The sequence below is a fragment of the Parahaliea mediterranea genome, from assembly GCF_017255185.1.
Classification (GTDB): Bacteria; Pseudomonadota; Gammaproteobacteria; order Pseudomonadales; family Halieaceae; genus JAFKCZ01.
Window position 1 is genome coordinate 33069 of record NZ_JAFKCZ010000019.1, and the last position, 12645, is coordinate 45713.

Sequence of the window (12645 nt, forward strand, 5' to 3'; positions counted from 1 at the left end):
CGTCTCCTATTGATCGAGTTTGAACACCCGGAGCGCATTCTCGCGCAGGAATTTGGGCCACACCTCGTCGCGCAAAGGCACATCTGGCATCTCGCGGAAAATGCGGTCCAGCGACAGGCCCATGGGGAAGTAGCCGGCGTACATCACCTGGTCGGAGCCGCGGGTGTTGGCGAAGTGCACGATATCCTCGGGGTAGTGCTTGGGCGCGAAGGCCGAGGTCATGTAGTGCAGGTTGGGGTACTTGAGCATCATTTTCCAGGCCACGTCGGTCCAGGGCTCGCAGCCGTGGCGCGTCACCACGCGCAGTTCCGGGAAGAACCACAGGACCTCGTCCAGCAACTCCACCTTCTGCGGCCCAAAGGGCAGCCGCGGCCCGGGAATGCCCATGCAGGGACAGAAGGGAATATCCAGCTCCACCAGCTTGGCGTAGATGGGATACCACTTCTTGTCGTTCACCGGTACCGGCGGGCAGATCATCGCCGGCGAGGCGGTGACCGCCTTGATGTCGAATTCCTCCTTCAACGCGACGATGGTGCGCACCTCGTCCATGCCGTTGTTGGGGTTGGCCTCGTAGCAGGCGAAAAAGCGGTCCGGAAAGCGCCGCAGGGCCTCCTTGTGGTGCTCGGCGTAGGGCCCCACCCCGATCATCGCGCGCTCGATGCCGTGCTTGTCCATTTGCGCCACGGTGTAGGCCACGTAATCGTCCTGCCCGTCGATCTGGGGGATGTCCTTGAACATGTACTGGGCCGGCATCTTGAACATCTCATGGCTCTCCTTGTCCATGAGCATCGGCTTGATCCACTCGTAGAAGTGGCTGTTGTCGTCGCCGGGTACGGCCAGCATCAGGTCGATGACGCCGATATCCTTGGGCATGGGCATGGGGAGTTCTCCAAAGCAATCTGTCGAGCGACCATTGTGGTCAATCCGGGCGCGGCGACCAAGCCCGGCCAGCCCGGCCGCGGCAGATTGTAGACCCGGGCACAACAGCGTGAACCGGTCGCCGGGCGCGCTGTGCGGTAGCGGTCACCGGGGGTGACCTGAGCGCTCAGGGCGGCGCGACTCCTCGCCGCGACTCAAGCCCCCGCCACGTCGAAGGCGATGGGCATGGACTTGATGCCGTTGATAAAGTTGGAGCGCAACCAGTTGATATCGCCATCGAAACGCGGATTGCGCACGTGTTTCAGTATTTCGGTGAAGATCACCTCCAGCTCCAACCGGGCCAGATGCGAGCCCAGGCAGAAATGCTGGCCGTGACCGAAGGCCCGGTGCTCGTTGCGCACGTCCTCGCGGCGATTGCGGGCGATGTCGAAAGTGTCGGGGTCGCTGAAGACCCTTTCGTCGGCGCTGGCCGCGCCGTAGTACAGCTGCACGCGGTCCCCCGCCCGGATGCGCTGCCCGCCCAGTTCCACGTCCTCCATCGCCGTGCGGCGGAAGGCGATCACCGCCGGGTTGTAGCGCAGAAACTCTTCGATCGCGTCGCGCACCAGGGTCGGGTCCGCCACCAGCTGCCGGTACTGATCGGGGTGTTCGATCAGCAGGCGCATGCCCTGGCTGGTCACCGTGCGCGTGGTCTCGTTGCCGGCCACGATCAACAGCATGAAGAAGTTGCAGAACTCATCGTCGGTCAGCGGCTCGTCCTCCACCGTGCCCTCCAGCAGGGTATTGACGATATCCTCCTGCGGCCTCTCCTTGTGTGCCTGCGCGATATCCATGGCCATCATGAACATCTCGGTCATGGCGTTGAAGGCGTCTTCCTCGGAGGTATTGAGGTCCGGGTCGTCCTGGCCCAGCATGATGTTGGTCAGCTCGAACAGCCGATGGCGCTTGTCCGCCGGGACCCCCATCAGCTCGCAAATCGCCAGCAGCGGCAGCTCCATGGCGACGTCCTCCACGAACTCGCAGCGCCCCCCTTCCACCGCCTTGCTTACGATATCGCGGGCCAGCGCCTCGAAACGCGGGCGGTAACTCTCGACCTTGGCGGGCGTGAACGCGCTGCGCACCAGGCGCCGGTACTTGAGGTGTTGCGGCGGATCCATGTTGATCATCAACAGGCGCAGCATGGCCAGGTCATCGTCCGAGGCGGGCTCGTGCAGCATGCAGCTGCGCTCGTGGGAGGAAAACAGCTTGGGGTTCTTGGATACGAAGTCCAGGTCCTCGCGGCGACTGATGACCCAGAAGCCCGGGTGGCTGTCCGTGCCCTCGTGCCAGTACACCGGCGCTTCCGCGCGCAGGTGGCGGTACATGTCGCGGGGGTGTCCCCCCTGGAAAGTGTCGGGGTCGATAAGGTCGATATGCGGGCAAACTGACATTTGCTACTCCTTGCGCGGGGCGACGGGGCTCTAATCATTGGGCCAGCCTATATACTAATAGGCATTAGTCTAACCCAGCCGGAACGCTCCGTCACCTGCCTCCCGCGGACCCCGATAGCCCGCGGCGGCAATGCCGGCCCTGGCGGTCGCGGCTTGCGACCGCCCCCGGCTCAACGCCCTATCAGGTATTCCAGGTAGGGCAACTGCTCGATGCCGATATCCGCTGCCTCGCCGGTGCCGCCGGCCGCGTGGTCGGCGCCTTCGGTCCACAGTTTGTACTGGGATTTCACTCCACTCCACTGCGCCCCTGCATAACCATAAGGCTTGTGCCAAGGATCAAGCGGTACTTCCTTGAGATAGCCACCTTCGGGGTAGTTACTGAATTTTGGGCCACTTCCCGGGGCTTTCGACAATGCGGCAAGCCCCTCGGCCGTCGTGGGATAGCCACCATGTTGCTGGTAATACTGCTCCAGAGCCTCCGACAGGCGCTCGAAATCACCAATGATCTTACTGATTGCTTGGTGGGACTCAGGGCCCATAACGATGCCGAAACGCTGCTCCATCGCCGCGACGGGGTTTTCGGTACAGAACACCGCCACATCGTCTTCCGATGCAGCAAGCTGCGCCCTCCCGTCACGATAGATGTACCTTCGCTTTGGCCCTGACTCGCCCCACTTACCGAAACTCTGGTAGCTCCCGCATACGGTGCCGTTGTCGTACTGCCGCGTGTCTATAAGACGGTAGTCATCGCCATACACTTCCAGCTCGGCGGCAACCGCTTGCTCGGCCTTTTCCACCGGGTAGGTGCAGGCGACGAACAACGGCAGCGTCGCCAGGCACAGTAGCGTTCGTTTGATCATGTCAATTCTCGCTCGAGGGGCAGTGACGCCCCCGTCAACTCATATCGATTAGGGCGCCGGGCGCATCACAGCCGATCGCCCGCCGCATCCGTGAACAGTGAAAAAACTAGCGAATACCGAGTTCGTCCAGCTCCGCCAGCAGATCCTCGTGATGGGACTTGGTCTTGAACTTGTCCATGACCTTGAGCAGGCGACCGTCCTCGCCGATGATAAAGCTGGTGCGGATCAGGCCCATGAATTCCTTGCCCATGAACTTCTTCAGGCCCCAGCAGCCGTATTTTTCCGCAACCTTGTGATCCTCGTCGGAGAGCAGCGGAAAATTCAGGTCGTGCTTGTCGATAAACTTCGGCAGGCGCGCCACCGGGTCCGGGCTGACGCCAAACACCGCCACCTTGCGCTTGTCGAGCTCCTTGCGGATGTCGCGAATGCCGCAGGCCTGGGTGGTGCAGCCCGGAGTCATGGCCTTGGGGTAGAAAAACAACACCACCGGCTGCTTGCCCTTGAAGTCCTTCAGGCTGACCTTGCCGCCGTCCTGGTCCAGCAGGGTGAAGGCCGGGGCCAGATTGCCGACTTTGGGGTGTGCCATGTCTGTCTCCTAGAAAACGTTGGGTATGGGGGTAGACATCAAACGGCGGGCGGACGTTTCATCCGTTCGATGGCGGAAACGCGCACCGGAAATCGTCCCTGGCGCACGTCGTCGAAGTATTCGCTGAGCGCCTCGCGCACCACCGGGAAGGCGATCTCGTCCCAGGGAATCTCCGCCTCGCCAAACAGGGCGGATTCCAGGCTCTCCGGGCCGACACCGTACTCGCCCCCCTGCAGCCCGCAGCGATAGAACATGTAGACCTGGCTGATATGGGGAACGTCGAAGATGCGGTACAACTCGAGATCGGTGGCGCGGGCGTGGGCTTCCTCCCAGGTTTCCCGGGCGGCGCCGGCCATGCTGGTTTCACCGTTTTCCATGAATCCCGCGGGCAGGGTCCAGTAGTTCCTGCGGGGTTCGATGGCGCGCCGGCACAATAGCACCCTGCCCTCGTGCACGGGCAGGCAGCCCACGATGACCCGCGGGTTGATGTAGTGGATCGCCTCGCAGGACGCGCAGACATAACGCTCGCGGTCATCGCCCTCGGGAACCCGCAGGGTGACAACCGCGCCGCAACTGCTACAGAAATTCATGGCACCGGGAGCCTGTTACGCATTGGCGCCACAGTATAGACACTTCCCCCGGTGATCGACAGTACCCGCGAAGCCCGCCGTCAGTGCAGCTCGCAGTAGGCGCCGCTGTAGAACAGCAAGGGCTTGCCGGTGGGGCGGTGGGTCATGTCCTTCACCCGGCCGACGATGATCAGGTGGTCGCCGCCCGCGTGGGTGGCATCGAGCTCGCACTCAAAAGTCACCAGCGCATCGCGGATGACCGGCGCGCCATACCGCCCCTGGCGGAAGTGCTCGGGCCGCAGCAGGTGCTCGCCCTTGCGCGCGTACTCATTGGAGTGATCGGCCTGGTCGCTGGATAGCACGTTGACATTGAAGTAACGCGCGGCGGCGTACTCCCGGTAGACCTCGGAATTGTTCTGCAGGCTCCACAGCACCAGCGGCGGGTCCAGCGACACGGCGGCGAAGGAATTCACGGTCATGCCGATCGGTGCGCGCTCCTCTGTCGTCGTGGTAATCACACAGACCCCGGTGGCGAATCGCCCCAGCGCGTTCCTCAGTTCACGTCCCTCGATGGCCATCTATACTCCCTGCCTATCCTGTCATTCGGTTACGGTCGCACCCGCGTATTGGACACTCCAAGCGCTGCGCCGACATCCCCTATTCGGGGGACTCGCTCAATTCTCCGCCTGCCAGCGCGCCGCCCTCGCCTCGTCGCTGTCCCGGGCGCACACCCAGCGCTCGCCAAAATCGCCGTATTCTTTTTTCCAGAACGGCGCGCGGGTCTTCAGGTAATCCATCACGAATTCACAGCCGGCGAAGGCATCGCCGCGGTGGGTCGCGCTGGCGCCGACCCATACAATTTGCGCACCCACCGGCAGATGGCCGATGCGGTGCACCACCGAAACCCCCTTGAGCGACCAGCGTTCGACAGCCTCCCTGGCGATGACTTCTATACTGTGTTCGGTCATGCCGGGATAGTGCTCGAGTTCAATGGCCGTCACCGCCGGCTCGCCCTCGACACCCTTTCTGACGTAGCCGGTGAACGTGACCACGGCACCGGCGTCGTCAAACAGCAGCGCCCGCTGCAGCGCCGCGACATCGAAGTCGCCGGCCTGCACCTGCACCCGCACCGTCGCCGCCACTCAACCCCCGGTGACCGGCGGGTAGAAGGCGACTTCGTCGCCCTCGGCCAGCGGTGTGTTGCCGTGGACAACCTGGTGATTGACCGCGCGCACCAGGTTCGCCTCGGTCAGGGCGCCGCGCCAGGCCTCGCCCCGCGTGCCCAGGCTGGCTTGCAGGGCATCCAGGGTGGCGGTCTCCGCCGACAGCGGCAGCTCCAGCTGGCTTTCGCCCACCACTTCGCGAATCCGTGCAAAAAAACGCACCCGCAGCATCCTCAGTCCCCGCCCTCGCGCTGCCAGGCGCCGCTCTTGCCGCCGCGCTTCTCCAGCAATCTCACGGCCTGGATTTCCATGCCCCGGTCCACGGCCTTGCACATATCGTAAATGGTCAGGGCGGCCACCGCGGCGGCGGTGAGCGCCTCCATCTCCACACCGGTCTTGCCCGAAACCCGGCAGCTGGCGACAACCTCGACCACGCCGCGGCTCTCGTCGCACTCGAAACCGACCTCGACGGCATTCAGCATCAGGGGGTGGCAGAGCGGGATCAGGTCGCTGCATTTCTTGGCCGCCTGAATACCCGCGACACGGGCCACGGCGAAGACGTCGCCCTTCTTGTGGCCGCCGGCCAGCAGCAGCGCCAGGGTTTCCGGCCGCATTGCCACGGCCGCGGAGGCCACCGCCTCGCGCGCCGTCTCGGCCTTGTCGCCGACATCCACCATGCGCGCGGCGCCGGTGTCGTCCAGGTGGGTCAATTGCGGCATTTACCTCTCCGTCGCAATGCATCGCCGCCAGTCTATCCAATCGTCCCGGGAATTGACACTGGCGCTGATCGATCCGGCCAGTCCCGGTGGCCGGGTCCCGCGATTGCGCGGTTCCCGCGAGCACGTACAGTAGACATGCTCGATATACAATGCTGACTTGGACACCACCATCAACCGTACATTCCGATAACAAGGGAGCGACATCATGGGCCGGCTTTCACTGGGTTTACAGTTGGGATATTGGGGCGCGCGGCCGCCAGAGGGCTTCGTGGCGCTGGCCCGGGAGGCCGAGAACCTGGGCTACGACTCGGTGTGGACCGCCGAATCCTGGGGCAACGACTGCTTCACGCCCCTAGCCTGGATCGGCGCACAGACTTCCCGCATTCGCCTGGGCACCTCGGTGGCGCAGCTGTCGGCGCGCACCCCCACCGCCTGCGCCATGGCCGCGCTGGCCCTGGACCACCTGTCCGGGGGGCGCATGATCCTGGGTCTGGGGGTGTCGGGCCCCCAGGTCGTGGAGGGTTGGTACGGCCAGCCCTACGCCAAACCCCTGACACGCACCCGGGAATACATCGACATCATCCGCCAGGTGCTGCGTCGCGAAGACCCGGTGACCAGTGACGGCGAGTTCTATCCCCTGCCCTACACCGGGCCCAATGCCTGGGGCATGGGCAAACCGCTGAAGCCAATCACCCACCCGCTGCGAGCCGACCTGCCGATCTTCATTGGCGCCGAGGGACCCAAGAACGTCGCCCAGACCGCCGCCATCGCCGATGGCTGGCTGCCCCTCTACTACTCGCCCTACCGGCAGGAAGTGTACGCCGACCAGATCGCCGGAGCCCCCGAGGGCTTCGAGATCGCCTGCACGGTCATGACCAATGTCAACGACGACCTGGCGGCGGCGCTGTACCCGGTCAAGGCCATGCTCGGTTTCTACATCGGCGGCATGGGCTCTAAAAAGCGCAATTTCCACAAGGAACTGATGGCGCGCATGGGCTTCGAGGACGAGGCGGAACAGATCCAGGAGCTGTTCTTCGCCGGCCAGCGCGATGAGGCCATCGCTTGCGTGCCCGACGCCTTCGCCGACGAGATTTCGCTCTGCGGGCCGAGGGAGCGGATCCGCGAGAAGCTACAGGACTGGGAGCGCTCCCCGGTGACCACGTTGCTGGTCAATGGCGACGCCGCTCTGTTGCGGACCCTGGCGGAACTGACCCTGTAGTCCTGGCGCCTTCTCCCGGGGGCGCGATGACGCCTTGACCCATATCAAGTTCTTCGCCGCCTGTGCGCGGCGCGGTGGCGTTTCGGGCCCCATGTACTGCAAAATGGGTTGGCACGGCGATTGCGCCGGAGTAACAACGGGCATGGACAAGGGAGACCATGTCAATGACGACGCCAACACATGTACCACGGGCCGGCGCCAATGGGTGACCCACGGCCCCCTCCCCACCTCCTGGACCGCCTGGTTTTACTCACCCTCGGCGGCGGCCTGCCGCGCCTGCTGTTTATCGTCGGTCTGCTTGCCGGCGCGCTCGCGCTATACCTGACGCCGCGCGAGGAAGAACCGCAAATCGTAGTGCCGATGATCGACGTCCTGGTCGAAGCGCCAGGACTCAACGCGGCACAGGTCGAACGGCAGGTGTCGATGCCGCTGGAAAAACTCCTGGTGCAGATTCCCGGGGTGGAACACGTCTACGCCACCAGCCAGCCCGGTCGCGCGGCGGTGACCCTCGCTTTTCATGTGGGCGAAGACCGCGAGGAATCCCTGCTCAACAGCTACAACAAGCTGTACTCCAACCAGGACCGCATACCGGCGGTGGTCAGCCGCTGGATGCTGCGACCGGTGGAGGTGGACGATATTCCCATTCTGGTGCTGGCGCTGTGGAGCGAGGCGCCGGAGCGCTACAGCGACTTCGATCTGCGGCGAATGGCCGAGGAACTCACCACCGCCCTACAGGCACTGCCACACACCGGGGAAGTCCGCGTGACCGGCGGCCGCCCGCGCACCATCCGCGTACTGCTGGACCCCGAGAGCCTCGCCGCCCGCCACACCACGGCCGGCGATATCGCCCGGGCACTGCAGCTGTCCAACACACTGCAGCGGGCCGGCTCCTGGACCATCGACAACGAATCCGTCCTACTCGAGAGCGGCGACGCCCTGCGCCATCCCGAAGCGCTGGAATCACTGGTGGTCAACGTGGTGGACGGCAGCCCCGTGTACCTGCGGGAAGTTGCCAACATTGTCGACGGCCCGGCGGAGGTGGATGCCTATACCTGGCTGGAGTTCAGCCCCACTCACCCGGCGGCGCCAAACACCAGCGGCGCATTTCCCATGGTGGCCATCAGCGTGGCCAAACAGCGCGGCAGCAACGCCGTCGCGGTCGCGCGCCAGGTCCATGAAGCCCTGGCGCGACTGCGCTCGGAGCTGCTGCCGCCGGAGGTGCGGGTTGAGGTATTGCGCGACTACGGCGCGACCGCCAACGACAAAGTCAACAACCTCGCCTCCAGTCTCGCTTTCGCCATTGTCACGGTAGTGGTTTTCATCGGCGTGTTCCTGGGCTGGCGAGCGGCCTTGGTGGTGGGTATGGCGGTGCCGGTGTGCTACGGCATCACCCTGGCCCTGGATTTCGCCTTTGGCTACACCATCAACCGGGTCACCCTGTTCGCGCTGATCCTGTCACTGGGCCTGCTGGTCGACGACCCCATCACTGGCGTCGACAATATTAGCCGCACCCTCGCCACCGGCGCCGTGGAGCGCGGGCGCGGCATCGTCCAGGCCATGGCCGAAATCCGCGTGCCGCTGCTGATGTCCACCCTGACCATCGTGGTGGCTTTTCTGCCGCTGGCTTTTATCACTGGCATGATGGGGCCCTACATGGCGCCCATGGCGTTCAATGTCCCCGTCGCGGTTATCGCCAGTACCGCGGTGGCCTTCCTGATAACCCCTTGGCTGGCGAACCGGCTGCTGCCGTCACCGAGTGACAAGGCTCCGCCACCGGGCGAGGGCGGCGCTTCGCTCTACGCCCGCCTGATGGCCCCGCTACTCGCCAGCCGCGGCCGTGCCCGCTGGCTGGTTGTTTGTGTCATCGGCCTGTTCGCGCTCGCCGCCTGCCTGCCGGTGCTGCGCCTGGTGCCGCTGAAACTGCTGCCTTTTGACAACCGCAATGAAGTGCAGGTGCTGATCGACATGCCCGAGAGCGCCAGCCTGGAACACACCGCCGCCATCGGCCGGAGGGTGGCTGCCGCGGTAAAGCGGCTGCCCGAAGTGCAGGCCGTCGCCGCCTTCGTCGGCACCCCCTCGCCCGTCGATTTCAACGGCATGGTGCGCCGCTATTACCAGCGCACGGGGCCGGCGATGGCGGACCTGCGCCTCACCCTGGTCGATAAAGACGGGCGCGTGCACCAGTCCCACGCCGTGGTACTGCGCCTGCGCCAGCTACTGGCGCCGCTGGCGCGGGACGGCGTATCGCTGAAGGTGGTGGAAGTGCCCCCCGGGCCGCCGGTGATGAGTACCCTGGTCGCGGAAATCCACGCTGATACGCTGACCCCCTACGCGCGCCAGCGCCAGGCCGCCACCGTACTGATGGAGCGCCTGCGCCGGGAGCCCCACGTGGTGGAGGTCGACTCGACCGTGCAAGCCCCGCAGCGGCGCTGGCGCTTTGTCACCGACAAAACCAAGGCCGCCCTGTCCGGGGTTGCCACCGAGGACATCAACACCACCCTGGCCACGGCCAACGCCGGCGCCGTGGCCGGCCACCTCCAGGACGACAGCGAGGTCCGCCCCCTGCCCCTGGAGCTGCGACTGGCGCCGCAGCAGCGGGGCTCGCGCCACGATTTCGAGCGCCTGCAGGTGCGGGGGCGCGAGGGTATCGCACGCGCCAGTACCCGGCAGGGCCTGGAGGCCGCCCCCCGCCCCCTGGTCGCCCTCGGCGAACTGGGTCGCTTCGAGCAGGGCCTCGCCGAACAGGCCCTGCACCGCAAGGACCTGCAGCCGGTAGTCTATGTCACCGCGGAACTCTCCGGCCGCACCCCGGCGGAAGTGATCGCCGATGTGGCGGCAGACTTTGAATCCGACGGCACACCGGGCCGCGACTGGCGCGATCGCAGCTACCTGGCCCCTGGCGGAGGCGACGCCTGGTCGCTGCCGCAGGGGACCCGGGTGCGCTGGACCGGCGAGGGCGAGTGGCGCATCACGGTGGACGTATTCCGCGACATGGGCCTGGCCTTCGCGTTCGCGCTGGTGGCGATTTTCGCCATACTGCGGGTACAGACGGCGTCGACCGCCCTGTCCCTGATCATCATGTCGGCCATCCCGCTGACGGTCATCGGCATCATGCCCGGTTTCTGGCTGCTCAACCTGGCAGGCGAACGGGAGGTGGCCGGCGCGCCGGACCCGGTCCTGTTCACCGCCACGGCGATGATCGGCATGATCGCCCTGGCGGGTATCGTGGTACGCAATTCGCTGATCCTGGTGGAGTTCGTCACCCAGGCCCGGGCCGAGGGCAGCAGTGTGCGCGATGCGCTGCTGCGTGCCGGCTCGGTGCGCATGCGCCCGGTGCTGCTGACCGCGGGCACCACATTGCTGGGCAACCTGGTGATCATCCTCGACCCGGTGTTCAGCGGACTGGCGCTAGCGATCATGTTCGGCATCCTGGCGTCCACCCTGTTCACACTGGTGCTGGTGCCAGTGGTGTATATGCTGGTATTCAGCGGGCGCCCCGGCGCCACCGCGGCGGAGGCGACAAACCATGGCTAGGTGGAAACTACCCCTGATGGCGGCACTGGCGCTCGCGACACTGGCGCTGCTGGTGGCCTACATGGCCGGCGTGTTCGACAGGCGGGTCGAACCGGGCCTCGCCCCCGTCACTGCGGCGCAATCCGGCGACGCCTACGAGGTGCGCCTGGAGGAAGTGGCTGTCACCGAACCGGTGGCGGGCTCGGTGGAAGCGAAGCAGGCGACCATTATCTCCTCGCGGACCCTGGCCCGCATCACCGCCATTCACGTGCGCGCCGGCGACCTGGTCAGCGAGGGCGAGGTGCTGCTGGAGCTGGAGAAATCCGACCTGCAAGCACGGGTGCAAGGGGCCCGGGAGCAGATCAACGGTATTGCCGCGCGCCTGAACGAGGCGGAGTCCAGCCTGCAACGGGCGCGGGAGCTGCACCAGCGGGGGCTGATCGCCGACGCGGACAGGGAGTCCGCCCGCGCCAATCGCGATGCCTTGCGCGCCGGGCTGGACAGCGCCAACCGCACCCTGGAAGAGGCCCAGGCGGCCCTGTCCTACGCCACGATCCGGGCGCCGATCAGCGGCCGGGTGGTGGACCGCTTCGCCGAACCGGGGGACACCGCCGCCCCCGGCGCCAAGTTACTGTCACTTTACAACCCGCTGTCGCTGCGCGTGGAAGCCCGGGTCAGGGAACAGCTCGCCCTGGCGCTGCGCCCCGCCCAGGAAATACCGGTGGCGCTACCGACCCTGGGGCAGCGAGTGTCCGCCACCATCGAGGAAATCGTGCCCGCGGCGGACCCGGGTTCGCGCAGTTTCCTGATCAAGGCGCGGCTGCCCTTTGATGAGCGCCTGTTGCCAGGCATGTACGCTCGGGTACTGGTCCCCGCGGGCGCGGAGCCCTGCCTGCGCATCCCCGCCGATCGCGTGGTCGAGGTGGGGCAGCTGCCGCTGGTGGTGGTGGCCACCGCCGCGGGGCCGCAACGGCGTTTCGTGCGCCTGGGACCGGTTACCGACGACGGGCGGGTCGAGGTCCTCTCGGGCCTGGTGCCCGGTGACCGCTTGCTGCCCCCGGATTGATTGTCTTCCATTCCCCGAAGGCGGAAACCAACCGCCAGGAGCCAATGCCATGAACTACCGTGGACTCTACATCCTTCCCTGCCTGCTCGCGACATGGGCCGCCGCGGCCGAACCCCCGGGGGACGCACGCCATGGCGCCAGCCGCGAAATCACCCGGGGCTTCGCCAGCGAACTGAAATCCGCCCTGCAACAGGCCATGCGCGAAGACGGCCCTGTAGGCGCGATCGCTGTCTGCCAGAGCCAGGCTCCGGCCATCGCGGCGCGCCTGTCGGAAGAAAACGGCGTGGCGGTCGGTCGTACCAGCCTCAAACCGCGCAACCCGGCGAATACGCCCCGCGACTGGCAGCGCGAGGTCCTGGCGCACTTTGAACAACGCCGTGCCGGCAGCGGCGCGGAAACACCGCTGGAGTGGTTTGTCACCCTCCCCGACGGCTCGGCGCGCTATATGATGGCAATCGACACCCAGCCACTGTGCCTGGCCTGCCACGGCGAGCAGTTGGCACCGTCCGTGGCAGACGCCCTGCGAGCCCGCTATCCCGACGACCAGGCCACCGGCTACCGTCTCGGCGACCTGCGCGGGGCGTTCTGGGTCGATTGGCCAGCCAGTCCCAATCCCGGCCACTGAGCACCGCGCCGGGAGC

The 12645-nt window shown here is 65.9% G+C and carries 13 protein-coding genes; 4 read left to right on the plus strand and 9 right to left on the minus strand.

Annotated elements, in window-relative coordinates:
* Nucleotides 1–6: 6 nt before the first annotated feature.
* The 9 genes from JYP50_RS19650 to moaC all read right to left on the minus strand — a co-directional run bounded on the left by JYP50_RS19650 (nucleotide 7) and on the right by moaC (nucleotide 6206).
* Entirely contained in the window at nucleotides 7–879 is an 873-nt protein-coding gene (locus JYP50_RS19650; protein WP_206562274.1) for an amidohydrolase family protein, read from the minus strand.
* Between the two features lie 194 nt (nucleotides 880–1073).
* Nucleotides 1074–2309 (minus strand): cytochrome P450, encoded by a 1236-nt coding sequence (locus JYP50_RS19655; protein ID WP_206562275.1) that lies wholly within the window; start codon nucleotides 2307–2309, stop codon nucleotides 1074–1076.
* Between the two features lie 170 nt (nucleotides 2310–2479).
* Nucleotides 2480–3169, minus strand: a complete 690-nt coding sequence (locus JYP50_RS19660; RefSeq protein WP_206562276.1) for a type II secretion system protein GspG — start codon at nucleotides 3167–3169, stop codon at nucleotides 2480–2482.
* Nucleotides 3170–3275: 106 nt separating this feature from the next.
* On the minus strand, nucleotides 3276–3755 hold the full coding sequence (gene bcp, locus JYP50_RS19665; RefSeq protein ID WP_206562277.1) for a thioredoxin-dependent thiol peroxidase: 480 nt from the start codon (nucleotides 3753–3755) through the stop codon (nucleotides 3276–3278).
* 38 nt (nucleotides 3756–3793) lie between these two features.
* A complete protein-coding gene (locus tag JYP50_RS19670) occupies nucleotides 3794–4345 on the minus strand; it encodes an NUDIX hydrolase (protein ID WP_206562278.1) in 552 nt (183 codons plus the stop codon).
* An 80-nt stretch (nucleotides 4346–4425) separates the two neighbouring features.
* Nucleotides 4426–4902, minus strand: coding sequence for a flavin reductase family protein (locus tag JYP50_RS19675; protein WP_206562279.1), 477 nt, complete (start codon nucleotides 4900–4902; stop codon nucleotides 4426–4428).
* Nucleotides 4903–4998: 96 nt separating this feature from the next.
* Nucleotides 4999–5466: a molybdenum cofactor biosynthesis protein MoaE gene (locus JYP50_RS19680; RefSeq protein ID WP_347136860.1), complete on the minus strand. Its 468-nt coding sequence runs from the start codon at nucleotides 5464–5466 to the stop codon at nucleotides 4999–5001.
* Nucleotides 5467–5709, minus strand: a complete 243-nt coding sequence (locus JYP50_RS19685) for a MoaD/ThiS family protein (protein WP_347136862.1) — start codon at nucleotides 5707–5709, stop codon at nucleotides 5467–5469.
* Nucleotides 5710–5720: 11 nt separating this feature from the next.
* On the minus strand, nucleotides 5721–6206 hold the full coding sequence (moaC, locus tag JYP50_RS19690) for a cyclic pyranopterin monophosphate synthase MoaC (RefSeq protein WP_206562281.1): 486 nt from the start codon (nucleotides 6204–6206) through the stop codon (nucleotides 5721–5723).
* A 205-nt stretch (nucleotides 6207–6411) separates the two neighbouring features.
* Between moaC and JYP50_RS19695 the strand changes: the two genes are divergently transcribed.
* The 4 genes from JYP50_RS19695 (at nucleotide 6412) to JYP50_RS19710 (ending at nucleotide 12629) form a co-directional block, all read left to right on the plus strand.
* The gene (locus JYP50_RS19695; RefSeq protein ID WP_206562282.1) at nucleotides 6412–7425 is read left to right on the plus strand and encodes an LLM class F420-dependent oxidoreductase; all 1014 of its coding nucleotides are present in this window, start codon (nucleotides 6412–6414) and stop codon (nucleotides 7423–7425) included.
* A gap of 201 nt (nucleotides 7426–7626) precedes the next feature.
* Nucleotides 7627–10959, plus strand: coding sequence for an efflux RND transporter permease subunit (locus JYP50_RS19700; RefSeq protein ID WP_206562283.1), 3333 nt, complete (start codon nucleotides 7627–7629; stop codon nucleotides 10957–10959).
* Nucleotides 10952–12004: an efflux RND transporter periplasmic adaptor subunit gene (locus JYP50_RS19705; RefSeq protein WP_206562284.1), complete on the plus strand. Its 1053-nt coding sequence runs from the start codon at nucleotides 10952–10954 to the stop codon at nucleotides 12002–12004. Before JYP50_RS19700 ends, JYP50_RS19705 begins: the two co-directional genes overlap by 8 nt.
* Before the next feature lie 49 nt (nucleotides 12005–12053).
* A complete protein-coding gene (locus JYP50_RS19710) occupies nucleotides 12054–12629 on the plus strand; it encodes a Tll0287-like domain-containing protein (RefSeq protein ID WP_206562285.1) in 576 nt (191 codons plus the stop codon).
* Nucleotides 12630–12645: the final 16 nt, after the last annotated feature.

Excerpts from the sequence above, each read along its gene's own strand:
- JYP50_RS19650 (WP_206562274.1), bottom strand. The coding sequence starts at position 879 with ATGCCCATGCCCAAGGATATCGGCGTCATCGACCTGATGCTGGCCGTA.
- JYP50_RS19655 (WP_206562275.1), bottom strand. The coding sequence starts at position 2,309 with ATGTCAGTTTGCCCGCATATCGACCTTATCGACCCCGACACTTTCCAG.
- JYP50_RS19660 (WP_206562276.1), bottom strand. The coding sequence starts at position 3,169 with ATGATCAAACGAACGCTACTGTGCCTGGCGACGCTGCCGTTGTTCGTC.
- bcp (WP_206562277.1), bottom strand. The coding sequence starts at position 3,755 with ATGGCACACCCCAAAGTCGGCAATCTGGCCCCGGCCTTCACCCTGCTG.
- JYP50_RS19670 (WP_206562278.1), bottom strand. The coding sequence starts at position 4,345 with ATGAATTTCTGTAGCAGTTGCGGCGCGGTTGTCACCCTGCGGGTTCCC.
- JYP50_RS19675 (WP_206562279.1), bottom strand. The coding sequence starts at position 4,902 with ATGGCCATCGAGGGACGTGAACTGAGGAACGCGCTGGGGCGATTCGCC.
- moaC (WP_206562281.1), bottom strand. The coding sequence starts at position 6,206 with ATGCCGCAATTGACCCACCTGGACGACACCGGCGCCGCGCGCATGGTG.
- JYP50_RS19695 (WP_206562282.1), top strand. The coding sequence starts at position 6,412 with ATGGGCCGGCTTTCACTGGGTTTACAGTTGGGATATTGGGGCGCGCGG.
- JYP50_RS19700 (WP_206562283.1), top strand. The coding sequence starts at position 7,627 with ATGGGTGACCCACGGCCCCCTCCCCACCTCCTGGACCGCCTGGTTTTA.
- JYP50_RS19705 (WP_206562284.1), top strand. The coding sequence starts at position 10,952 with ATGGCTAGGTGGAAACTACCCCTGATGGCGGCACTGGCGCTCGCGACA.
- JYP50_RS19710 (WP_206562285.1), top strand. The coding sequence starts at position 12,054 with ATGAACTACCGTGGACTCTACATCCTTCCCTGCCTGCTCGCGACATGG.